The organism is Micromonospora sp. ABR4_055, assembly GCF_056160425.1.
In genome coordinates, this window is sequence record NZ_JBSWXD010000105.1 from 1 (window position 1) to 23,462 (window position 23,462).

17 protein-coding genes are annotated in these 23,462 nt (G+C 70.1%); 4 read left to right on the forward strand and 13 right to left on the reverse strand.

Annotated elements, in window-relative coordinates:
* A partial coding sequence (locus tag ACXAHD_RS21860) for an adenylosuccinate synthetase (protein ID WP_475052817.1) occupies positions 1–921 on the forward strand: 921 nt, incomplete at its 5' end.
* Here the strand turns inward: ACXAHD_RS21860 and ACXAHD_RS21865 are convergent.
* Both ACXAHD_RS21865 and ACXAHD_RS21870 read right to left on the reverse strand, forming a co-directional pair.
* Complete coding sequence (locus tag ACXAHD_RS21865; protein WP_281555045.1) at positions 899–1,897, reverse strand: hypothetical protein; 999 nt, start codon at positions 1,895–1,897, stop codon at positions 899–901. The genes ACXAHD_RS21860 and ACXAHD_RS21865 overlap by 23 nt on opposite strands.
* A gap of 91 nt (positions 1,898–1,988) precedes the next feature.
* Entirely contained in the window at positions 1,989–2,948 is a 960-nt protein-coding gene (locus tag ACXAHD_RS21870) for a hypothetical protein (RefSeq protein ID WP_475052819.1), read from the reverse strand.
* Between the two features lie 264 nt (positions 2,949–3,212).
* On the opposite strand from ACXAHD_RS21870, the gene ACXAHD_RS21875 reads away from it, so the two are divergent.
* Positions 3,213–4,640: an Nramp family divalent metal transporter gene (locus ACXAHD_RS21875; protein WP_475052822.1), complete on the forward strand. Its 1,428-nt coding sequence runs from the start codon at positions 3,213–3,215 to the stop codon at positions 4,638–4,640.
* 127 nt (positions 4,641–4,767) lie between these two features.
* On the opposite strand, the gene ACXAHD_RS21880 is transcribed toward ACXAHD_RS21875, so the two are convergent.
* The 6 genes from ACXAHD_RS21880 to ACXAHD_RS21905 form a co-directional block, all read right to left on the reverse strand.
* Entirely contained in the window at positions 4,768–5,655 is an 888-nt protein-coding gene (locus ACXAHD_RS21880) for a hypothetical protein (protein ID WP_475052824.1), read from the reverse strand.
* A gap of 262 nt (positions 5,656–5,917) precedes the next feature.
* Positions 5,918–8,065 (reverse strand): DEAD/DEAH box helicase, encoded by a 2,148-nt coding sequence (locus tag ACXAHD_RS21885; RefSeq protein WP_475052826.1) that lies wholly within the window; start codon positions 8,063–8,065, stop codon positions 5,918–5,920.
* On the reverse strand, positions 8,065–9,399 hold the full coding sequence (gene brxD, locus ACXAHD_RS21890; protein WP_475052829.1) for a BREX system ATP-binding protein BrxD: 1,335 nt from the start codon (positions 9,397–9,399) through the stop codon (positions 8,065–8,067). Before brxD ends, ACXAHD_RS21885 begins: the two co-directional genes overlap by 1 nt.
* Positions 9,396–12,176, reverse strand: a complete 2,781-nt coding sequence (pglZ, locus tag ACXAHD_RS21895) for a BREX-2 system phosphatase PglZ (RefSeq protein WP_475052831.1) — start codon at positions 12,174–12,176, stop codon at positions 9,396–9,398. Before pglZ ends, brxD begins: the two co-directional genes overlap by 4 nt.
* Positions 12,173–16,036 (reverse strand): BREX-2 system ATPase PglY, encoded by a 3,864-nt coding sequence (pglY, locus tag ACXAHD_RS21900; protein ID WP_475052833.1) that lies wholly within the window; start codon positions 16,034–16,036, stop codon positions 12,173–12,175. The genes pglZ and pglY overlap by 4 nt, the downstream gene beginning before the upstream one ends.
* A 108-nt stretch (positions 16,037–16,144) precedes the next feature.
* Positions 16,145–16,351: a hypothetical protein gene (locus ACXAHD_RS21905; protein ID WP_475052836.1), complete on the reverse strand. Its 207-nt coding sequence runs from the start codon at positions 16,349–16,351 to the stop codon at positions 16,145–16,147.
* 173 nt (positions 16,352–16,524) lie between these two features.
* Here ACXAHD_RS21905 and ACXAHD_RS21910 point away from each other — a divergent pair, with 173 nt between their 5' ends.
* Complete coding sequence (locus ACXAHD_RS21910; RefSeq protein ID WP_475052838.1) at positions 16,525–17,904, forward strand: helix-turn-helix domain-containing protein; 1,380 nt, start codon at positions 16,525–16,527, stop codon at positions 17,902–17,904.
* A 64-nt stretch (positions 17,905–17,968) separates the two neighbouring features.
* Positions 17,969–18,361 (forward strand): hypothetical protein, encoded by a 393-nt coding sequence (locus ACXAHD_RS21915; protein ID WP_281555051.1) that lies wholly within the window; start codon positions 17,969–17,971, stop codon positions 18,359–18,361.
* Between the two features lie 110 nt (positions 18,362–18,471).
* Here ACXAHD_RS21915 and ACXAHD_RS21920 read toward each other — a convergent pair whose 3' ends face one another.
* From ACXAHD_RS21920 to ACXAHD_RS21940, 5 genes are all read right to left on the reverse strand, one after another.
* Entirely contained in the window at positions 18,472–19,395 is a 924-nt protein-coding gene (locus ACXAHD_RS21920) for a hypothetical protein (protein ID WP_281555052.1), read from the reverse strand.
* 20 nt (positions 19,396–19,415) lie between these two features.
* Complete coding sequence (locus tag ACXAHD_RS21925) at positions 19,416–20,564, reverse strand: AAA family ATPase (RefSeq protein WP_281555053.1); 1,149 nt, start codon at positions 20,562–20,564, stop codon at positions 19,416–19,418.
* The gene (locus ACXAHD_RS21930) at positions 20,561–21,736 is read right to left on the reverse strand and encodes a DUF262 domain-containing protein (protein WP_281555054.1); all 1,176 of its coding nucleotides are present in this window, start codon (positions 21,734–21,736) and stop codon (positions 20,561–20,563) included. Before ACXAHD_RS21930 ends, ACXAHD_RS21925 begins: the two co-directional genes overlap by 4 nt.
* A 134-nt stretch (positions 21,737–21,870) precedes the next feature.
* The gene (locus ACXAHD_RS21935; protein WP_475052842.1) at positions 21,871–23,028 is read right to left on the reverse strand and encodes a hypothetical protein; all 1,158 of its coding nucleotides are present in this window, start codon (positions 23,026–23,028) and stop codon (positions 21,871–21,873) included.
* A gap of 98 nt (positions 23,029–23,126) precedes the next feature.
* The coding region (locus tag ACXAHD_RS21940; RefSeq protein ID WP_475052844.1) for a hypothetical protein at positions 23,127–23,462 on the reverse strand (336 nt) is incomplete at its 5' end.

Consider the following 23,462-nt stretch of genomic DNA (forward strand, 5'->3'; position numbering starts at 1 on the left):
AGGCGAGCAGAGGGGGGGGGGGGGGGGTGGTGTGGTGGTGTGCAGCTGTGGTTGTGGGGGGGGTTTCGCTTCCCCCCCCCCCCCCCCCCCCCCCCCCCCCCCCCCGACACCGCGCCCCGGGTCGGCGACTGCCTCGACGAAGGACTGCTGCGACACCGGTTGACCCTGCTGCGTGACCGGCTCACCGCCGAGTTGGGGCCGCTGGACGCCCCGCCGGTGGCGGACACCGTCACCGCGTTCACCGCGTTCGCGCGGCGGGTGTCGATCGTCGACCGGTCATGGACGACCCGGCTACTGCGCGCCGGAACCGTCGTCTTCGAAGGCGCTCAGGGGGTGCTGCTCGACGAGTGGCACGGCTTTCACCCGTACACCACGTGGAGCACCACGACGTACGGCAACGTCGACGCGCTGCTGGCCGAGGCGGGCATGCCCGGTACGGTGACCCGGCTCGGGGTGCTGCGAACCCTCACCCCCCGGCACGGGCCGGGCCCGCTGGTCACCGAGGACCCGGCGCTGCGGCCGCCGGAGCGGCACAACGGCACCAACGCCTGGCAGGGGCGGTTCCGGTTCGGCCACTTCGACGCCGTCGCCCACCGGTACGCGCTCGACGTCACCGGCGGCGTCGACGCCCTCGCGTTGACCCATCTGGACCTGGTCGGCGCGCACCGGCTACGGCTGTGCGCGGCGTACGACTGGACCGACCGGTTGCCGACCGGCCCGCCCGGTGACCTCGACCGGCAGGCGGCGCTGACCGCCCGGCTGCTGACCAGCCGACCCCGGTACGCCACCGACCCGGAGCCCGACCCGGACTCCTGGGTGGCGGCGGTCGAGGCGGCGCTCGGCGTACCGGTGCGGCTGACCTCGCACGGCCCGACCACCGACGACAAGGCCGCCCGGCTCACTGCGGCGGCAGGAAGGTGACCTCGGTCGGCCCGCCGCCGGTGATCACTACCGGCGTGGCGCTGTCGAAGTCGGTGCCGCCATGCCAACTGGTGGTGCCGCCGCAGAGACACTGAATCTTGACCTGCTGCCCCAGGACGACCCGGATCCGCACCTTGGAACCGGAGCCGAGTGATCCGACGCCCACCGACTCACCGGTGGTCACGTTGCGCAGCACCACCCGATTGTCCGAGCCCGCCGGCGGGTCAGGAAAGTTGACGATGGCGGATACGCCACGCTTGACAGTGAAGTCGATGATAGGCGAATTGCCCGGTACAGCGGCCTGGATCAGATCAGCTCGTAGTCGGTTGCCGCCACCGCCGCTCCACTGGTCTGCATGGCCGGGGATCCGGAACAGCAGCGGCCACTCGTACGGGCCGAGCCAGAGAATGCTGAAACTGCCGTCGGAAGCGATCCCGGAGGCGTAGGGCTGCCAGCGGTTCTCCGGCTCCGGGGCGACGATCCCGACGGTGCCGCCCTGCCCTGGGGGCGGGATCTCCTCCGGTGCCGGGAGCTTACCCCGAATCGAGCCACGCCGATCAATGAAGATCGTCGGGGCGGTCTTGGTCTCACCTGGCACCGACGCGGTGATCAAACGAGCCGACTGTTGTGTCCCGGTGCCACCGGACGGCCCCACCCACTGTGACCCGTACATAGTGCTGGGCGGAACGAACGCGAACAGGTTGTACGACCCGGGCGCCGCCACCGGCACGTTCACCCGCCCCAGTCCGGTACTCTTCGGCCGGCACCCGTCCGGGAAGCTGAAGGTGCCTCGCGCGGGAACGGCGATGACGCAGACGCCTTTCATCGGCAGGCCGGTGTCGCGGGCGTACACCCAGGTTTTGATGTACGCCTCGGTAGACTGTGCGGCGGCGGCACGCGCCGGTGGCCCGCCGACCATGGTGACGACGAGGGTTGCGATCACGACCGCCACACCTGTCATCCGGAACCTGGTCACCCTCTGATGGTGCTGGCCATGCACCTCACCAGACGATCCCCTGCTGCTGCCTGCCATGTCGTCACTCCCTATTCAAGGACGTCTGTCTGCGCTACCGCATGTCAAGGTTGATGCCTTCGTAGTAGGCCACGGCAATCGGCGTGGCGCTGGCAAAGTCGGTCCCGCCGTACCAGCGTGTCCCGTCGGGGCAGTGGCACTCGACCTTGACCTGCTGGCCACCGACGACTCGCGCACGAGCTGCGTTCTTCCCCCCGTCGAACTCACCTACCCCCATCACGTCCCTGGTAGCGCTGTTGTAGAACACGACCCGCCCCGCCTGGCCAGTCGGCAAGCTGCTGACCTGGACTCCGAAGGCAGCTCCCCTGAACTGCAGCGTGCGGAACGTGTACCGGTCGGCCGAGCCGCCGACGACCGCGGGAACCGTCTCGGCAAGAAGTCGATTGCCAACCTGCCCGCTCCACAGTGCCCAGTCGAGCTGCGGCCGGAACAACAACGGCCACTCGTACGGCCCGACCCAGTCGATGTCGAACGTCCCGTCGACGTCAACCGGCACGGATCGCGGCTCCTGGTGCACGTCGAGCTCCGGCTGCGCGATGGAGATCAGCCCTGCGGGGTCCCCAGCCCAGTGGTCGACCACGCCGCTAATCGTGGCGCGCGGATCCAGCAGGATCTGTGCGACCCGTTTCGTCTCGCCAGCGGCGAGGGTGACCCGCCGGGCGTCCTGCTGCCTGCCGGTGCCGCCGTCCGGGCCTACCCACTGGGCACCGTACGGGCTGTCCAGCTTCGGCAGGGCGAACAGGTTGTACTGCCCCGGCCCCGGCACGTCGACGGTCACCCGACCACCACCGCCGCTGCGGGCCGGGCACGCGTTCGGCAGGCTGAACGTCGGCACCGGCATGGCCAGCACGCAGACGCCCTTGACCGGCTCGCCGGTGGCCCGGTCGAACACCCGGGTGGTGATGGCGGCACCAACGTCGCTCTCCGAGGCTGGCACCGCCGCCGCGCCGCTGGTCATCACCACTGCCAGCGCTACCCCGGCCGCAACCGACAACAGCCGCCGAGTGTGGCCGGAGCGGACACCCGACCGGGCATCCGGAAACCACTGCCTACTGCTCGTCACTGCCCACCTGCCAATCCTTCCTGCACGTCGAGTAATCAAAGGCCTACCACGCGCATGGATGATCGTCGGGGACGTCGAGGGCCCGGACAGCCGGCGTGTCGACGAGTGTCCGTCATCCAGGTGTCGCCGGCCGGTGCGTGGGTAGGTCCGGAGAGGTCCGACCCTCCGCTCGAACACGACCCAGGGAAACTCACCGTGCCGACCGCCTTCCTTCTGCGCCAACAGCCCACCCCCGTCCCGGCCGGCCGGGGCCAGCTCCGGTGGTACGGGCCCGGCTTGCTGTGGATGGTGTCGTCGGTGGGTTCCGGCTCGGTGCTGTTCACCCCCCGGATCGGCGCGCGGTACGGCTACGAACTGCTGTGGCTGGCGCTGATCGTGACCGTCTTCATGTGGATCATGATCCGGGAGGCCGGCCGGTACAGCGTTGCCACCGGCCGCACCCTGCTCGACGGCTTCCGCGACGTACCTGGGTTGGCCAACTGGGCGATCTGGGTGATCTTCGTGCCGCAGATCGTCGCCGGGGTGGTCACCATCGCCGGTATCGCCGCCCTGGTCGGCAGCGCGCTCATGGTGGCGCTGCCCGGCGGACAGGCGGTCTACGCCAGCGCCGTCATCCTCGGCTCCGGGGCACTGGTGTTGGCCGGCCGCTACCAGGGCGTGGAACGGATCACCGCCGTGATGGCCCTGGTCCTGGTCGGCGCAGCCATCACCGCGGCGGCCAGCACGGTCAGCGGCGACATCGCGACGGGCCTGGTGCCGGGCGTGCCGGACGACCTCGACCTGTACTTCGTGCTGCCCTGGGTCGGATTCATCCTGGCCGGTGCCGTCGGCATCATGTGGTTTTCCTACTGGGTGGCGGCGCGTGGCTTCGGCGGGCCGACGGGCCCGTCCTCGTCGACGGATCAGACTGATGCCGGGGCCCGCGACGATGTGCCTTCGAACGGGCAGGTCGGCGGCGACGAGCGGATCGAGCGGGTACGCGGCTGGACCCGGACGATGAGCCGGACCGCCGCGCTCGGCGTCGCCGGCGGTGGACTGGTCATCGTCTCCTTCCTGGTGCTGGGCGCCGAACTGCTCGCCCCGCAGGGGCGGGTACCCGACGGGGTCGACGTCGCCCGCGACCTGACCGCGCTGCTCGGCGACCTGTGGGGCACCTTCGGTGAGGTGCTGCTGCTGACCTGTGTGGTGGTTGCTCTCTGGGGCACCATCTTCGCCAACCAGGACGGCTGGGCGCGCACGTACGCTGACGCCACCAGACTGATCACCGCCGGCCGATCCGACGACGAGCCGGCTGATGACGGCGAACATACCGGCAGGCTGGCCCGTCTGATCCGCCACCCACGGGCGGTCTACCTGACCTATGTCGCGGTCGCCATGACTCTCGCCCCGCTGGTGCTGTTCCTGCTGGTCCGCAACCCGGTCGAGATCCTGTCGGTCGGCGGTATCATCGCCGCCGCGCACACCCCCGTCGTGGTCGGCCTCACCCTGTACGTCAACCGCCGGCTCCCCGCACCGGTACGGCCGTCGTGGACCAGCCAGGTGGCGCTCGGCACCGCCGGGTTGTTCTTCGGCGCCTTCGCCGTCGTCTACCTGCTGAGCCTGGTCGGAGTCCGGATCGGTTGACCCGGTCCGGCACCGACTCACAGGATCAGGTTCAACCAGTCCCGGTGACGGACCCGTACCGAGGCGGCCGTCGCGAAGTCCGAACCGCCGTACCAGCGGTCGCCACCCGTACAGCGGCACCGGATCTTCACGTGCTGCCCGCCGCTGACCCGCAAAAATCCCCAGGTGGCGTCGTCGCCGATCGCCACCGACCCGACATGCTCGCCGGATCCGGAGTTGTACAGGACCAGTTGCCGGCCGGCGCTCGTCGGCTCGTCGGCTCGTCGGCTCGTCGGCTCGTCGGCTCGTCGGCTCGTCGGCTCGTCGGCTCGTCGAGGATGTGAACGGTCAACTCGCCGCCGTGCCGCAGCCGGTAGGTTGCCGGCTGCGGGGTGCCGACGACCGCCGGGACGAGGTCTGCCTGGGCACGACCGGCGACACCACCGCTCCACTGCACGGCGAGGTTGTCGCCCCGGAACATCAACGGCCAGTGGTACGGGCCGACCCAGTCGATGGTGAACGCACCGTCGTCGTCGATCGGTGTCTCACGCGCGCCCTGGTAGGCACCGGGCGGCGGGGCGGCGACACCGACCACACCGCCGACGATCTCCCCTTTTCTGGGCACCATGTACCCGGTGATGGTGGCCCGCAGGTCGAGCAGGACCGCCGGCACGGACTTGGTCTCGCCGGCCGCCACGGTGATCCGGCGGGCCCCGGACTGGACCCCGGTACCGCCGTCCGGTCCAACCCACTGCGCACCGTACGGGCTGCCCGGAGCCGGCAACGCGAAAAGATGGTAGGAGCCGGGCCCCGGCACATCGATGGACACCCGACCGGTGCGGTCGCTGTTCGGCCGGCACTGCGCCGGAATGCTGAACACCCGGACCGGGGTCGCGAACACGCATACGCCAGCCACCCGGGCACCAGTGTTGCGGTCGCGCACCCAGGTATCGATCCTGGCGGTCTCGGCACTGGCCGGGGCGGCTGCCGTCTCCGCTGGGTCGCCACGGTCGGCGTGCGCCGCGGAAGCAGACACAACGGTGGCGGAGGCTGCTACGAGCACCACAACCATCACGGATCCAAATTTGACTACTCTCATGGACACCTCTCGACCTCATCGACCTGCCAGGGGCGGCTCCGTTCGTTATATCGCCACTACGCTCAGTCTTCGGTCATTCGCCGTTCGTGTCGACCTCGATCCAAAGGTGGGACGGGGAAGACTGGCCGCGCATGATCGGATGCGCCCTAGCTGACTGTCTCCGGCGCGTCGCGTCGATGAGACGCAGTGGATCACGCAGCTACTGGTGCCAGTGGACGAAACGCACCGGCTCGGCCAGCACCGCCTGGGCGGATGGCACGTCGGCCAGCCGGGCAGCCAGGGTCGCTTCGGCGAGCCGACGCGGCAACGCGGCACTGAACTTCAACCCGTGCAGGGCCTTCTCGTCGATCTCGGGCAGGCAGATGCGATCCGCCGCGTCGCTGGTCGCCGCCAGCCAGCTGGGCCGGTCGACGCCGTCGCGCAACCGGATGCTCGTGTCGTCGGGTCGTTGGGTGGGATCCGCCAGATCGCCGATGGTCGCCGCCAGTGTGGCGTTGGCCCGGAACCCGGCCCAGGTCCACCACCGCAGCTCATCGTGTCCGTCGATGGCGACGACCGTACCGCCGGGGTGCACCAGCCCGGCCGCACCGTCGCGAGCCTCGGCGAGCCGGGAAGACGCCCGGCGGGTCAGCTGGACCGGCGGCACCGCGCCGAGCAGCACCTCCCGCATCGCCTGCACCAGCCGGTACGACAGCCCCTGCGGGGCGCCACCAGCCAACCAGAGTGCCCGGCCGCCGCGTTCGGCCGGCTCCACGAAGCAGCGACGCCGACGCCAGTCGATGTGGGTGACCCGCCAGCTACGACCGCCGAGCAGCAGCAGCCGTGGCCCGATCACCCGCTCGGTCAACAGGTACGGGTCGGTACGGCCGATCTCGGCGCGACCGAGTAGGACGGTGAACTGCGGCGGCGCGGTGAAAACCGCCATCATGTCCATGAAGTGTCGGCGGCCGAACCGCAACTCGGCCTCGGGTCCGATGTGCAGCATGCCCTCGTCGCCGTCGAGATAGCCCTCGCTGAGCAGATGCCTCAGGATCACCTGCGCGCTGGCGTCGAACGGCGCCAATCCGTTCCACTCCTGTGCCCACTGCCGGTCACCGACACGGATCCGCTGCAGGCAGAGCGCCAGGATCTGCTGGGCGACGATGTGCCGGGGCTCCGGCGGCGCGACGATGTCCTCGACCCAACCCTGACCCCACAGCTGCAGCAGTCCGGCGGCATGCACCAGGCTCGGTGTGTCGAGCGCGAGGAACAGGCAGTTGCGGGTGCTGCCCGCCCGCCGCCCGGTGCGGCCGATGCGCTGCAGGAACGCGGCGACGGTCCGGGGAGCGTTGATCTGGATCACCCGGTCGAGGTCGCCGACGTCGATGCCGAGTTCGAGCGTGCTGGTGGAGACGATGACGCAGTCGCGCCCTTCGGCGAAGGCCTGCTCGGCCCGTCGCCGCTCGTCCAGAGCGAGCGAGGCGTGCGACAGGTACGTGCTGACGCCGGCCAGCCGCAGCTTCTGCCCGAGCTCTTCGACCAGCGCCCGCGAGTCGCAGAACACCAGCCGCTTCTCGCCGCCGTGCAACGCCGCGATGATCCGGGCCGCGTTGTCCGCCGACCCGACGTAGTCCAGCTCCACCTCGCCGGGCGGCGGGCCGGCTGAAGTAGCTCCAGCCGTCACCGATGGTGGGATCGCGGCGGCGGGCAGGTCCGGGGCGACGACTCTGGCCGGACGTTCACTCCGGCCGGATCCCTGCAGCCAGCTCAGCAGTTCGTCAGGGTTGCCCACGGTCGCGGACAGGCCGACCCGTTGCACCGGCCGACCGGCGACCCGGGTCAACCGCTCCAGCACCGCCAGCAGATGCCAGCCCCGGTCGTCACCGGCGAAGGCGTGCACCTCGTCGATGACGACCACCCGGACCGACCGGAGGAACTCGTCGTGGTCGACGTTGCGGCTGACCAGCATCGACTCCAGCGACTCCGGGGTGGTCAGCAGGATGTCGGGGCGGTCCCGCAGAATCCGGCGGCGCTGCCCGGCGGTGACGTCGCCGTGCCACACCGCGGCCCGCCGGCCGAGCCAGCCGGCGTACTGCTCCACCCGTGGCAGCAGGTTGTTGAGCAAAGCTTTCAACGGGCAGAGGTACAACAGGCCAGGGCTGGACCAGTTTTCCTCGGCCATCCGCGACAGCAGCGGAAACAGCGCGGCTTCGGTCTTGCCGGCGGCGGTCGGTGCCAGCAGCAACGCGTCGTCGCCGGCTAGCAGCGGGGTGACCGCGCCAGCCTGCAACGGGCGCAGCGCCGACCACCGCAGCGAGTTGACGATGTGGTGCAGAACCACCGGATGCAGCAGGTCGGCGGCGGCCATCAGTGGTCGTCGAGTGCGATGTCGTCGGCCCGGGCGGCGTTGCGTTCGACATCGGTCAGCTCGGTGTCGTTGAGCGTCAGCGGGTAGTGCTCCCGGGGCCGGAAGTCGGGCACCTGGTCGACCCGGTCGAGCACGTCGACCAGCTTTTTGAGAAACAACCGGGGCGCCACCCCGACCCGGCCCCCCAGCCCGCCAGCGACGGCGCGGGCGAATCCGACGACGAACTCGTCGTCGACGAGCCCGGCGATGCGGTCCGCGCCCGCGCCGGTGGCACCGACGGCGTACAGGTCACGGACCCGGGTGCCCAGCTCGACCAGTGACTCGTGGGTGAAGCCGGGCAGCCGGATCTGCACCGCCCGTGGGTTGTCGAACCGCGGATCGGTGGTGAAGTCGACCGCCAGCCGCTGGGCCAGCGGGGCGAGCCGCTGCACGCCCTGCGGTCCGTCGTAGAACGCCGGTGTGCCGGTGATCAGAAGGTACAGCCCGGGGAACCGCCCGGAGTGCACTTCGTCGATGAGCTGCCGCAGCGCGTTGAGCGCCTTGTCTCTGGCGTCGGAGCGGACCCGTTGCAGGGTCTCCACCTCGTCGAGGACCAGCAGCAGGCCGGGGTGTCCGCTGTCGCGCAGCACCACCAGCAGGCCCTGCAGGAAACTCAACGCGGCGAAGTGGTCGAGGTCGCCGCGTACCCCGGCGGCCCGGCGGGCGGCGGCGGCCACGTGCGGCTGGCCGCCGAGCCAGGCGAGCACCGCGTCGGCGGTCGCGGTCTCACCGGCCAGCGTCGCCGTACGGTAGCCGCGCAGCGCGGCGGCGAACGCCGGCGCGGTCCGGCTGACCACGGCGAGGCGCTGTTCGAGGAGCAGACCGACAGCCGTGTCGAGGGCCGCCGGGTCGTCTGCGCTGACGTCGCCGCCGGCGAGGACGTCCTCTTCCAGGGCGTAGAACCAGCCGTCGACGACCGCCCGGAGCGCGCTGGGCGGGAAGGTGGCGGTGGCGAGCCGCTCGGTGAGCCGGCGGTAGACGGTTTCGAGCCGGTGCAGCGGGGTCTCGTTCTCGGATATCTGCACCTCGGCGACGGCCAGGTTCGCCCGCTTGGCGCGCTCGGCGATCCACCTGGTGGTGAAGGTCTTACCGGAGCCGTACTCGCCCCGGATCGCCTTGAACACCGCTCCGCCGGTGGCGACGGTCGTCAGGTCGTCGCCGATCGCGGCGGCGATCCGGTCCATGCCGACGGCGAACAGGTCGAGTCCGGCGGCGGGTACGGCGCCGCGCCGCAGCGCATCGATCACCTCGCGGCGTCGGGCCGGGCTGGCGGTGGGTTCGGCCGGCGACGTCATCGGCTCTCCCCTGCACCGGGCAGGCCGAACTGCTCGCGCAGCAGCTGCTGGTTGAGCCGCACCGTACGGTCCTGGTCGGTCAGCGACAGCACCGGATAGCTGTCGACGTTGAGCACCCGCTGCAGGGTGGTGACGAACCCGGTGGCCCGCAGCGGGGCTTCGCCGGCCCGCTGGGCGAGCACCGCCAACGGCAGGACGCCGCCGGCCTCGACCAGGGCCCGCAGGGCCGCCGCGACCTTGGCGTCGGCTGGCCGGCGGGGCATCGCGTCGCGCTGCTCGACGTACAGGTTGCTGGCCAGCAACGCGTCCACCAGGTCCGCGCCGGTTGGTGCCGGCGCCGCCGGGGGCGCTGCGGCCGGCTCGGGTACGGCGAACAGCGGCTGCTCCCCTTCGACCGGTGCCGGGGCACGACGCTGCCGGGCACCGGTCGGGCGGGGTGTCGCGGTCGGCGCGGGTGCCGCCACGGCTGGTGCGGCGGCCCGGATCGGCTGCCACCAGTCTGGCTGCTGTGGGCCGAGCGCAGTCCAGCCGGTCGGTGGGTTGGCCACGTTGGGCGGCAGGAATGCCAGCAGCGGCACGGTGACCTCGGCCAGTGATGCGCCGCCGTGGTAGCCGGCCCGGGTGGGCCGGTAGCGCAGCGCCGAATCCCACAGGGCGACAATACGGTGCCCGGGCGCCACTACCCGGGGGCCGGCGAGCACGGCCTCGCCGTCGCCGGGCGGCGTGTCGCCCCGGCGGTGCCGGGCGGACAGGGCGTCGGTGGCCGTGCGGGCGACGGCACCGTGGTCGAGAACGTGCCCGTGGTCACTGGTGATGATCACGGCCCGGCCGGCGGACCGGGCCAGGTCGAGCAGGCTGCGCAGGAAGCCGATCTGCCCGAGCTGCCAGCCGGGCTCGTCGCCTTCCCGACCGTACGCGAGGGTGTCATCGACGGTATTGATCACGACGGCGACGAGCCGGGTCGGGTCGGCCACGGCGTCGCGCAGGTCGTCGGCGTACACCTCGCCGGCACCGCCACGCGACGGACCCTTGTGGAAGATGACGGCCCGCTCGCCCCACCGGCCGGCGGTGAACATCTGCCGCTCGGTGACCTGGTTGCCCTCGCGTGGCTCACCGGCGAACAGCGAGGTCCGGCTGACCGCGGTGAGGGTGGGCAGGGCGGCGACCGCTGCCCGCCGACGGGCCAGGCCATTACCAGCGACCGGGTCGTACTCGTCCCACTGGTGGCGCAACTCGGCGGCGAGTTCGACGGCGACGGCGGCACTCATGCCGTCCAGCACGATGAACAGGGTGGGCCGGTGGGCGGCGATCAACGGATCGACCACCCGGCGCCGCACCTGCTCGATGGTCAACAGGTCACCGTCGTTTCCGGGCCCGGCCGTGGTCCAGGCAGCGAGACGCCCGGCGAACGCCTCGTCGATCATCCGCCGGCGCCGCGTCACCTGCTGGTGGATGTCCCGGTACGCGGCCTGCAGTCCGGCGTGCACATCGTCGCCGGCCCACACCTGCGCCAGCGCGCGGTCCACCCAGCCCAGGTCGCTGATCTGCCGGTGGATGCCGTCGGCGACGCTCTCGACAGGGGCCGGGGCGCTGGCAAGCCAGCGCAGCAGTCGGCGGGCCATCCGTACCCGGGTCACCTTGGCGGCTTCGTCGACGGCGAGCACATGGTCGGCGACGGCGGCGACGGTGCGGTCCAACTCGACGTCGAGCGACCCGGACGGGATGCCGGTTGCCGACGCTGCGGCACTCAGGGCTGCGGCGGCGCGGTCGAGCCGGTGGGCGAACCCGGTCCGCAGAATCGGACTGTGCCCGGCGCATCCGGTGGCGGCCAGCCCGGTCAGTAGCTCCTCTGCCCGGTCGAGGATCCCATGGGCCTCCCGCCGCAGCTGGTCGTCGCGGTCAGCGAGCATCCCGGTCACGGTCTCGACACAGGCCGCAGCGTACCGACGGATGGTGTCGTCGTCGCCGCGCACCGCGCCGAGCAGCGGGTCGATCCGCCCCTGGGCCCGGGCCGCCTCCTGATCCGCGCTGCTCCACACCGCGGCACAGACCAGCCCGAGCGGCAGGGCGTCCAACCCGTGGCCGGTGTCGATGAGGGCGATGACCGCCCGGGCGGGGTGGTGCAGGCGGCCGGTGAGCCAGCGGCCGAGTCCGGCCCGTTCCTCGGCCCGCAGGGTGGTGAACGCGTCGACCGCGCCGGGGCGGCGGGTCCACCGCAGCAGGGTCGGCACGTCGAGGTCGGCGGCGTGCGGGCCGGTGGGGTCAAGCCCGAACCGGGCGGCGGCCAGCCGACCGAGCGCGACGTCCCGGCTGAGTACGCTGGCGGCGTCGAGCTTCGGCCAGCCGCCCGCCGGCATCGCCTCCAGCAACGCCGGCCCGGCCCAGCTCTCGCTGGCCAGCGCGGGTTCGACGTTGCGGGCACCGAAGGCGGCCATCACCACGTCCCACGGTTCGATGGTGATGGCCCGCTGGCGGAATATCCGGCTGCGGATCCCGTCGCCGAGTTCGGTGGTCCGCAGCGGGGTGAGCAGGATCAGCACCTCGCCGTCTGGCCGGGCGACGAGGTGCTGCCAGATCGCCAACGGCGACGGGCAGGCGACGACGCGGGCCCGCCGGTCGTCGGCCAGGACGAGCTGTGGCTCGTGCGGCCAGTCCGGTTCCGCGGTGACGACGACGACCGGGTCGGACTCCGGGGCGGCGGCGCGGCGCAGCTGGTCGCCGATCTCCTGGGCGAGTACGGCCGGGCTGACCCGGCTGGCGGCCGGGGTGACGGTCACGGCACCACCCGCCAGCTGATTTCGACGTGTGCGTCCGGGTGGGCGTCGGCGAACGCCCGCAGCTGGGTCACCGCCTCGTCGAGCGCCCCGGCGGCGACGGTCACCTGCCCGGTGGCGCTGCCGACCTGCCCGGTGGCGTCGGTGACCCGCTGCGACGGGTCGGTCAGCGGCGGGCGCAGCTCGATCGCCGGGTTCGGCACCGACGGAACCGTCGGCGGTGGGGTCACCGGCGGCGGGGTGGCCCGCGGCACCGCCACCGGCGTGACCTGCGACCCGGGCTGCGGCGGCGGGGGCGGTGCAGGCGTCCTTTCCCGCATCACCCGGGCGATGAGTTCGACGGCATCGCGTTCGGCCCGGCGCAGCACCGGCACCAGCGGGGTGGTCAGCTCGTCGGCCTGGGCGGCGGCGTGCAGCTTGCCGAGGATCGCGGCCGCTTCCGGCGCGTACCGCTCGGGCAGGTCGGCGATCAGACCCAGGTTGTCCCAGCGGGCGGCGACCAGGGCGCTGCGTACCTCGGCGGCGCTGTTGACGCTGCGGGCGACCTTGTCGACGCCGGCGGGTCCGCCGAGATCGGCGCGGGCCAGCTGCTCGATGGTCTCCACCGCCGGGGCCCGGCTGGCGAGGGTCGACAGCAGCGCGGCGGCGGTACGGGCGGTGGCCAGCCGGCCGGTCGGGGCGCTCAGGTCCAGGTGGAGATGCCGGGCGTGCTGCTCCAGCTTGGCGACCAGGTCGTCGGCGTCGCCGCGCCGCCGCTGCGCCTCGGTGACGAGGTCGCGGGCGAGCAACCCGACGATGCGGCCCCGCCGCAGACCCGGCTTGTGCACCCCGAACAGGCTCGTCGCGCGGTCGCGGGCGGCGGTCCAGTCGGCCTCGCTGGGCAGCGGCTCGGACCGCAGTGTGTAGTCGGTGCTGATCCGGCCCGGCTCCGGGCCAGGGGACACCGCCGCGCCGTGCAGGTAGAACATCCGGTCGGTCTGTTCGGCGAAGACGGCGACGATCAGCTGGGCCACCAGCGGGTCCAGCCCTCGGGGCTGCGGGTGGTCGATCCAGCGCAGCAGGTCCCGTACGGCCAGTTCGCCGTCGATGCCTTCGACAGCGGCGCGTTGGGTGAAGTGCTGCACCCATTCGTTGCCGAGGACGAAGGCGGCCTCGTGCATCTGGCCGAGGCCGAGCGGGTTGGCCAGCCGCCGCATGGTCTGCCGGTGGGCGCGTTCGACCTCGACCCGGCCCTCCGGGTTGCCGATGGCCTGACTCACCTGGTCGAGCACGACCCGTACGTCGGCCGGCCGGACCGGTTCGCCTTTGCGGTCCGGGTCGAGGTCCGGGTGGGCGGGGAACTGGTGGGTGAACATCTGGTCGCCGATGGTGCGTAGCGCGTCGGCGAAGCTGGTGCCGACCGGCAGGGTCGGGTGGAACGGCCGGATCAGCGGTTCCAGGTGGTCGTCGTATCCGACGCGCACGTCGGTGGGCTGCTTGGTGGCCAGCCCGTACGCCTCCCGCAGCACGTCGCGCAGCTTGCCGGTCAGGTTGCTGCGCTGGTTGGTCAGGGTGCTCAGCGCGCGGCGCCGGTCGTCGGGGTTGAGATGCTCGGCGTGGCTGTCGAACCGGCGCCCTTCGAGGATCTTCTCCAGGATGGCGAGTTTGCCGAGGTCGTTGAGGCGCTCCAGGGTCAGCGACGCCGGGATCCAGCAGACCGTACGCGGGTTGATCCGCTCCCGCAGCTGCTGCACCCGCTGCCGGTCGTCGGCCGGGGTGTGGGTGCCGCTGTCGAACGGGTAGTCGATGATCAGCCGCCAGCCGGCCGGATCGGCCGGTTGGAAGGCGTCGTCGCGCAGGTCCCGGTCGTCGCGGACGTTGCCGTAGACGAGTTCGAGCCGTCGGCGGCTGCCCCGCCAGACCAGCTCCGCCTCGGCGTGGAAGGTGTCGGTCCACGGCACCCCGAGCTGGTCCCACAGCAGCCGCTGCACCAGGTTCTTGCGAGCGCCGTCGTTGTCGTAGTGCTTGGCGGTGGCGAGCACGCTGTCGACGTCGACGCCGACCAGTTCCAGCGAGATGACCGGGTCGTCACCGTCGCCGACGCGGATCTCACCGAACACGCCGGCCCAGTCCTTGACCTTGCGCAGCACCTGGGCGACCTCGCCGCCGGGGATCGGGCTGACGATGGAGCCGTGGTTGAGCGCGGACAGCCGGCGGGCGGTCAGGTTGCGCAGCGCCGGCACGCTCGGCGCCAACGCCGCCAGCAGCAGCGTCTTCACCAGCCGGTCGTCACCGGTGAATCCCCGGTGCCGCGCGGCGATCGGACCGGGTAGCTCCTCACCCCGGCGTGCCCGGTCGAGGTCCTCGTCGGTCAGGTCGTACTGGGCGAGCAGGTGGGGCCGCAGTTTGCCGGTGTAGATGCGCTGCGCGGTCTCGAACTCGTGCTTGAGCTTGTCGGTGAACGGCTGGTCGCCGCCGCCGCTGATCACGTCGTACAGGTCACCGAGGGGCACCAGTTGCCCGAGCCGCAGCGTCTCCCGCCGGTCGACCAGCAGTTGACGCATCAGCTTCAGCGCGGTGCGGGAGCGTTGCAGCGCGCTGGAGACGTGCACCAGGGTCGAGATGAACGCCGGGCTGAACGGGTAGGTGGCGCGGAACGCGTCCAGGTCGGCACCGGCTCCGGAGTCGGTGCCGAGCAGGGCGTCCCAGACTTCGCGACGTACCTTGGTGGTGGTGTCGAACGCGGCGGTGATCGCCTCCGCCGCACCCGGCACATCGGGGCGGGGTTTGAGCAACCGCTTGCGGGCGATCTCCGGCAGGTTACGGTCCTCCAAGGTGATCGTGTCGAAGCGCCCGCTGGCCAGGTTGAGGGTGTCCTGGAAGCTCAGCTCGTGCGCGCCGGTCACCCCTTCGCCGACGAGCTCCCGCAGGTCCCGTTGGCGGGCGATGAAGCTGATCACCGGGATTGGTCGGCGGGTGTCGCCGCCCTCGACGAAGTTGGTGATCTTCTGGATCTCTCGGGAGACGAACTGCTGATCGCCGATGGAGTTGGCCAGCCAGAGGATCAGCTCGTCGAGAAAAAGGATCAGGCCGTCGTAGCCGAGCTCCTTGGCGTGCCGGCTGATCTCGGTGAGCCCTCGGTCCAGCGAGATGTACGCTTCGGCGTCCTCGCGGGCGTTGCTGAAGAAGCCTTTGTTCCAGCTGCTGAGCAGGTCGTTGACGAGTTTGCGCCGCTGCGGGTCGTCGGGCGCGGCGGCGAACGCTGCGTCCAGACGCGGCCCGGTCCAGTAGGCCTCGGAGTCGCCCCACTCGTCGTCCGGATCGCCGCCGGGCAGCCCGTCGACGAACTGACCGTCGCCGATCCGCTTGCGCAGCTCGGCGGCTTGTTCCAAGAGCGCGTCGGTGCGGTGCACGGCCGGGATCGTCGCCTCGGGATGCAGCTGACGGACCCGGTCGACGTAGCCGCCGAGGACCCGCTGCTCCAGCGACCGGGCGTCGAGCAGGTGGTACGGCACCAGCAGGAACTGCCGCCCGTCGAGCCAGACGCTGTGCTTGGCGACCAGGCGGGAGAACTCCTCGCGGCCCCGGGCGGCGGGTTCGCCGCGCAGCAGGGCATGCAGTACGGCCATGAAGTGCGACTTGCCGGAGCCGAACGAGCCGTGCAGGTAGGCGGCTTTGGAGGTGTGGCCCTCAATCGCCGAGCGGATCAGCCCGAGTGCCTCGTCGAAGTTGCCGACCAGCCGGTCGGTGATCACGTATTCGGCCAGGGTCGCTGTCGCGTCGGTGACGCTGTCCGCCAGCTTGAGCACGAAGTCACTGGTGCTGGTGCGCTCGGGGATGGTGATGTAGTCCCGCAGCAGCTGAGGTGAGGTCGACGCAGGCATGACGCTTACCGTACCGAGAGCGACGGAATGCGCATCGACCGCGCGGGTCGTTTCCGCCCACCGGACTGCCCAATGATCACCATCAGTGATTGATCTATCACCTGCAGCTCATCCTTGACGGAGGTACGCGGCGGCGAGGCCGGCCAGCGCGGCGACGATCCCGCCGATCGCGCTCACCGCAGCCGATCGCCCGGAACCACCCGCCACGAGCATGATGACAACAATCGCCACGACGCCGAACAGGCCCACGCCAAGTGTCCGATTGACGACAGCGACCCGGCGAAGGCCAGGTCGACCTTGATCCGATTGGTCCATTGTCTGCGCTCCTCACCCACCGTCCGGCGCCATCACCGCCGCCCTTCCAGGACAGCAGGGACCAGGTAGCGCCGACACGCCCCGTTACCGGATACGCAAGCGCTTTGCACGCGCTGGCACGCCCGTTGCACAGTGGAGGCAATACCGAGCGTGACCATGGGTGGGAGACTGCGATGAGCGGCGACCGCCGGTGGGCCGGCCTTCCCGAGTCGCGTCGGGCGGCGGCAGCCGGCGACTACGGCAACCTGATCCGGCTGGCCCGCACGGCCGCCCGGCTGACCCTCGCGGAGGCAGGACGACGCTGCGGCTACTCCGCGGCGAGCCTGTCGCGGATAGAACGCGGCCGCCAGCGCCTGACCGACGTGTCCGCCCTACGACGGCTCGCCGACGTGTTCGACATTCCACCGGAGCTGTTCGGCTTGACCAACTCTGGCACGTCGGCCAGCCACCACGGGTCCACTTCGATCGTTAGGCTTCCCGGTAGCCGATCCTGGCCTGAGACGGGAGAGGACGTGATCCGACGGCGCGCGGTACTGAGCGGTCTGGCGGGGCTCGCCGGTGCGGCCATCCCCACGGGCCCAGGCTCTACCGGCCACGCCACTGCCCGCCCGCCGCAGCTGGCGGCGGGGCTGTCGGGCCTGCTCCTCGGCGCGGAGCCGAGCACCACCCCACCTGTCGGCCCGGTCGAGCTGCGCGCCACGCTGGCCGCCGCGTCGGCGGACCTTCAGGCGTGTCGGTACGCGCGACTCGCCACCCGCCTACCGCAGCTGGTCACCGGCGCGGCGACGGTCACCGCGAACGCCGCCGATGACCGACGATGTGCGGCCACCGCCCTGGCGACCCAGGCGTACCACCTCACCGCACAGGTGCTGATCAAGCTGCACGAGGACGGCATGTCCTGGTCGATCATGGACCGGGCTGGTCAGACGGCGCGGGCCTGCGGGGACCCGCTGCTGCAGGCCGAACATGCCCGGATCACCGCGATCGTGCTCCGCCGGACCCGGCACCGCGACACCGCGCAGGAGGTCGTGCTCACCGGAGCGGCGACGCTCGACACCACGACCGGGCTGCGGCAACGCGATGACGTCACCGCGTACGGACGACTGCTCGCCACCGCCGCCTACACGGCCGCACTCGGCGACCAGCGGGAAACCGCTCTGGATCTACTCGCCGAGGCGGACGAGGCCACCCGGCGAGCGGACCTGAAGGCCGCCTTCGGCAGCGTCGATGTCGCGTTGTACCGGATCGGAGTCTGCCGAGCGCTGGGTGACTTCGGCGCAGCGGTCGAATGCGCTCGGGCCATCACCCCGCAGCAGTTGGGCACCGTGGAGCGTCGGGCCCGCTACTGGCAGGACACCGCGCTGGCGTTGCACGGCCGAGGCGCGAACGCAGAGGCGTACCGGGCGTTGCTCGCCGCCGAGCAGACCGCGCCGCAGGAGGTCCGCTACCGGCCCTGGGCCCAGCGGTTGACCGTCGACCTGCTGTCGAGCGACCGCCACCGGTCTCTGCCGGACCTGCGCACCTTCGCCGCCCGCGTCGGCGTCGACACCTGATCCGACGCGGCAGGCCGACCGATCCCCCGATGGCACGCTGCCGGCACGACGGCACGATGGACGGATGCGTGTTGGTGACCCAGACTTCGACCGAGCTGTCGACCTCAGCATCGACGTACTTCGGGATCTTGCCCGGCAAGCGAGGCGCTTCGAGGATGCGCTGATCACCTACCGCCAGCTCAGCGAGCGGCTCGCCGTTGACGGTCTTCTGGTGCCCTACCACCAGGGGCCGCTGCCACACATCCTTGAGCACGCGTCACGCCGCGAGCACGCCGAAGGCCGTGGGCTGATCTCCGCGCTGGTCGTACAGCAGGGCTTCGACGGTCGGCCGTCGATGCCGTCCGGCGGCTTCTTCGCCATGGCGCGGCGGGCACCCTACAAGCGCTCCGGCAGCAATGAGGCGATCTGGATGACCGAGGTCCAGCGCGTGATCGACGAGTGCGCCGAGCGCAGCTGAGGCGTCCGGTCCGACTCGTGATCCAATGCGCCTCAGCAAACTGTCCATCGGCGTGTCGCGTAGGTGAGGCGCAGTGGATCAGCCACCGCGAGGAGGTGGATCAGCGCCAGCTACACCAGCTTGCGTCCGATATAAGCAATCACGAGAGCTCTACGGCTACTGTCGAGCCGAAGGTGCAGCCGCCCCGGGCCGGGCGTGAACCGCGCATGCAGGTCAAACAGGCGGCGCTCGCCGTCCTCGTCGTCGGTGAACCAGCACAAAGGTTTACGACTGTCGCTGTCCGGCGTCACCTTGCTGCGCCAGCTCGGTAAGGGGCCGCCCGCAGCGCTCCACTCAGCCGCGGCCAACTCCAGCTCTGCCAGCCGAACCTTTACCGCGTCAAGCGCCGTGGCGGGAAGCTTGTGCAGGTCATCAGCGACGCGGGCGAGGAAACGCAGGTGCGGAAACACGTCCTCACGGGCGTCCCACAGATCACCAGGGCTGATCAGGCCGGTCAGGGCGGAAGTGCACATCCACTCCCGATGAACATCGACGTGGCCTGCTGAGAAGGCGTGGCGCACGGACGCCTCGCCGTCGGCGAGGACCACATCACCAGCAGCCGTCTCGCGAAGGGTCCGTTGCACGAGTGGCAGCACGCCGTGGTCCCACTTCGCCTCCAGCGGCAGGCTGAGCGCCAGTCCGCCCATCAGATGGGCAACCCCGAGGCCGTCTGCCGGAACACCGGCGTGGAAATACTCCGCCTCTGAGTCAGCGCTTGTGGTCACCACCGCCCGGAACGGTGCCCGGTTGCGCATGCTTCTGATGTACCGCAGCGCATCGGCGTTGCGCCCATCCGCAGCCCACCTTCGCAGCGAGAAGTCATCCGACATCGGAAGATCGATGAACTGACGCTCGGTGACCAGGGCGACGTCGGTGCGGTGCCGGCGTGCCTGTCGCAGCACCGATACCAGTTTGTGCAGCGCGTCAGAGAGATCATCGTAGCGCGCTTTGACCTCACGGTACGAAAGCTCGTTCAGGACCAACAGCAGCGGCACTGTGGACTCCGAGATCAGGGTCAGTCAAGCAGGCGATCGAGTGCTCTGTCCCATTCGTCAAAGAAACCGATGGGCCACCGCGAGAGCATACCGTCCACATCAATCTGCGGCGAGCTCGTCTCGATCTTGCCGTGATCGTCTCGATCGAAGTAGTGCAGCGCCACACTGTCCGGGCCGACGACCGACTCCTTGACCGCCAGCCTGATCCCGTTGAGGATATGGTCGCTGTGGCTCTCGATGAGGACCTGGGCACCCGCCGCGACGGCCAGCGTGGCCAGTCGCGCCATCGCGGTCTGACCCCGAGGGTGCAGATGAGCTTCCGGATTCTCCAGCATGATCAGACTACCGGGTCCGGCTGCGACGCAGGCGACAATGATCGGCAAGGCGTAGGTGAGTCCGAACCCGACGTTCGTCGGCCGGTACCGGATGTTCGACGAACCGATCCCAGCGGTCCCGCCGAATCCGTAGCTCAGCTTGACGAAATCTGTTCCGCGCACGTCCTCCGCGATCAGGTTGACTCCGGGGCACACCGCCTGCAGCCAGGCCTCGACCTGGTCGAGCAGACCGGTGGATTTCGCCCTGGGATGCCGCACCGGCAAGGCAGCCACCGGATCATCACGTCGTGCCCTGAGGAAGTTGACGGTGTGCTCGCCTCGCGCGCCCAGCGAACCTCTGCGAATAACCGCCTGGTAGGACTTCGGGTAGTGGACGGCGGGAACGATACGGTCAGCCTTCAGGAACTGAAACCCGCTCCCCAGGAGCCCGCCAGCCACGTCCCTTGCGATGCCCGGCAGGGGCTGGCCCGCAGCGAACCGCAGCAGATCCGCCTCACGATCCCGACTGGTTTCGTACTCGGCCCGCCACCAGAGGTCACGGGAACCGACGGTGCAGCCGACCATGATCGGGATCGGCGCGTCGTCTCGCCCATCCGTGTAGTCCTCGTGCAGCACGTCCTGCCCGACACCCAGCTCCACCAAGTCGCCGTTGAGTAGGAACCCACCACCGGCGTCGAGCATGCCTTCGTCGTAGCTCTGCCGCACCAGCGCCAGGCTTTGGATGATCGTGCTCTTACCGGCGGCGTTGACCCCGGTCAACAAGGTGAGCGGACCGAGCCGGAGCTCGAGTTCCCGGAACGCTTTGAAGTTGCGCAGCCGTACGCCATCAATCATGAGTTACCGACCGTATGCAGAACCGCCCGGATCGTCGCGAAACGTCGACGGACCCGCCCAGGGTCACCGGTTCCCTGACTGATCGACAGTTGAAAGTCCACATCCCCCATCAGCTGAACAATGTTCTCTCCCACCGCCTTGCGACGTTGCACAAGACGATCCAGCTCGTCATCCGACATGGCGGCGAGGTTGCCCGCAACCGATTCGAACAGCGCTTTGTTGATCGGGTGCTTCCGCTCACCACCTGCGCGGTCCCGTTTGCGAAAGGCGTGGACCCCGAAGATCTCAGCCGCCGCCACCATCGACCTCTCAAACCTGGTCCAGAGCGCGTCCGACTCGGAACGCGGCAAGGCGTTAAGGCGCTTCATCGAACTGCGCAGGAAGGCGTCGAAATCCTCCTCGCCGTACCTGTATGGATCGGTGAGCTGAAACGCGATGAACCGCAGGACCATCTCACGGTCGGCCATCCGCTCGCTACGGACACTGTTACCGGTCGCCTGCCGGAACACTTCGGACCCGGCCCAGTCACGGAGGATGTCGCGGGCCTGCCCAGGTATCAGGGCGTGTCGCAACTCCTGGCGGGAGAGCGGAAGTCCACCAGTGTTGATGCGGGCGAAGATGTTGAACTTGACCTCATCCGGCGTACCACGCCGGATGAGGTGCACGATCAGCTCGGTCTCTCGCAGCCGGGTCTGCAGCCGACCGGGGAGATCCGCGAACACGGCGTCGTTGTACTCGGTACCAAGATATTCCAGGTCACGCAGCCGTAGCGGCTGCGCCCCGATCGACTTCGGCTCGATGAACTCCACGATGCTGGTCAACCGCTGGATCCCGTCGACCATTGCCCAGACCTCGTCGTCGCCTTCGGCGGCGTAGAATGTCGGCAGTGGGATCCTCAGCAGCAACGACTCGATGAGTCGGCTCTTGTTGCTGGCTTTCCAGATGCCCGCGCGCCGCTGAAAGTCAGGCTGCAGGTCGATCCGCCCGCTCCGCACCCTGGACAGCAGCAGGTCTACGGTGGTGTTACGAGTCACCACGTCGATCTTTTCCGGATCGAACGGGGTACGGATGCTTTCGCCTGACACGCCCTCGCGGGCGTCGGGATCCTCCTCGATCTCGATGCCCGTGCGCAGGCCGAGGGAGTCAAGCTCCTCGACGACATCGTCGGTCACGGATGAAATGATCGCGCACCTCGATTCACAGCAGTACAGCCAAGCGTCACGCGCGCTGGGGCCACCGCCGTGAGCCTAGCCGACTGCCCGAACTTCCCGTTCCCAACCCGGAGTCGACCGAGCCCCACCGAGCTCTACTGGGACCGTCCCGGGAATCGGTCGCCGTCGACGAGCAGGGTCACCCCGTTGTCCCGGCAGATGTCCCGCCACACCACGTCGACCGGAGCCGAGGTCAGCAGAATCGGGGTGACCACCCGGTCGAGCAGGGACAGCCGGTGGCGGTACTCGAGTACCTGCCCGAGACCGAGTCGCAGCTGATCCTCCGGGCTGGCACCGACGAGGCTCTTGACCTCCGCGATGTACTGCCGGCCGTCAGCGTCCTGCCAGGCCAGGTCCACCGGCACCTTCGCCAGCCCGGTGCCCACCAAAACACCGGTGGCGGCCAGAGTGTCGATCAGCCAGCGGCTCAGCCGGTCGTGCTCGTCGCACCCGGCCACGTACGGCTGCTTGTCGAAGGCCCGGATGTCGGTCAGCGCCGCCGGGTCCACCACCGGAGACCGGTACGGACGATCGAACGCCGCCCCCGGTACCGGCTGCGGCATCAGGGAATCGAAGTGCACCTGCCCGGCGGACCAGGCCAGGGCCAGCCGCTCCGGCCGGTGCAGCCGTTGGAACGAGAAGCCGCCGACCGCCAGACACTTGACGTTGAGCAGCCGCGCCGCAGCGAGGACCGGTGGCTGCCGCAGCGCCCACAACGCGTCTTCGACGGTGTCGCACACGCAGCCGATCTTCTCGCCCCGCAGGGTGTCGTACGGGTCGTTCTCATATTCGGCGACCCGGGTGACCCAGGCGTCCTCGTCGATGACACCGGTGTCGAAGGCCGCATCGAGGGCAGCCTTGTCCAGGTGGAAGTTGATCCCGTCGCCGTCCTCGTAGAGCCACAGTGTCTCCAGCCGGCCGAGGGTCACCCGCAGCAGCGACCGGCCCCGTACCCGCCGCTGGTTCAGGAACCACAGTTTGCCGTCGGTCTCGATCGGCTTCGGCACGGTCATCCGGATGTACCAGCCGGCGAGTGCCCACGAGGCACGCGCCGCCTCGTCGAGGTCGGCACCGAGTGGATCCGCGCTCGGTGCCGCCGACTCCCCAGCCGCAGGCAGGGCCGGATCGGCGAAAACCCAGTGGGCCATCTCCGCCGGACTGGTGTAGCTCCACAGGCCGGACTTGGGATGCCGGGCCAGGTCCTTCTCGACGTTGGCGACGTCTTCCGCCGTCCACCATGCCCCAGTTGACACGAGCACCACCCCCATCGTCACCAAATGTCACCAACACTGCACGTTAGGCGACATCTGGTGATGAGGTCCGGCGACACGCGTACGGCGGTGTGCCCTGGTCAGAGCAGCGCGACGCCGATGAGGGAAAGGTCGTCGAGGCCGTCCAACGGTTCGCCGGCCAGTGGCTCGACCCCCGCGCCGACGATGTCGCCGTTCTCGCCGTCGCGACGCAGCCATAGCCGACCGACCGCCGCCGCACCGGCCTGTCGGGCGAAGACGATCCGTCCCTCGTAGAGGTCGAGCTGGCCGGGTGTCACCGGTTCGAACACCTCACCGGGTACGTCGTCGATCAGGAACCTGGGGGGGGGGGCGAACGAGGAAGTGTGGTTTGGGGGGGGGGAACAAAGAGCACCGCCAAGGGTGGGAGTTTTTCTGGCGAAGAGAAAGAACAGAAA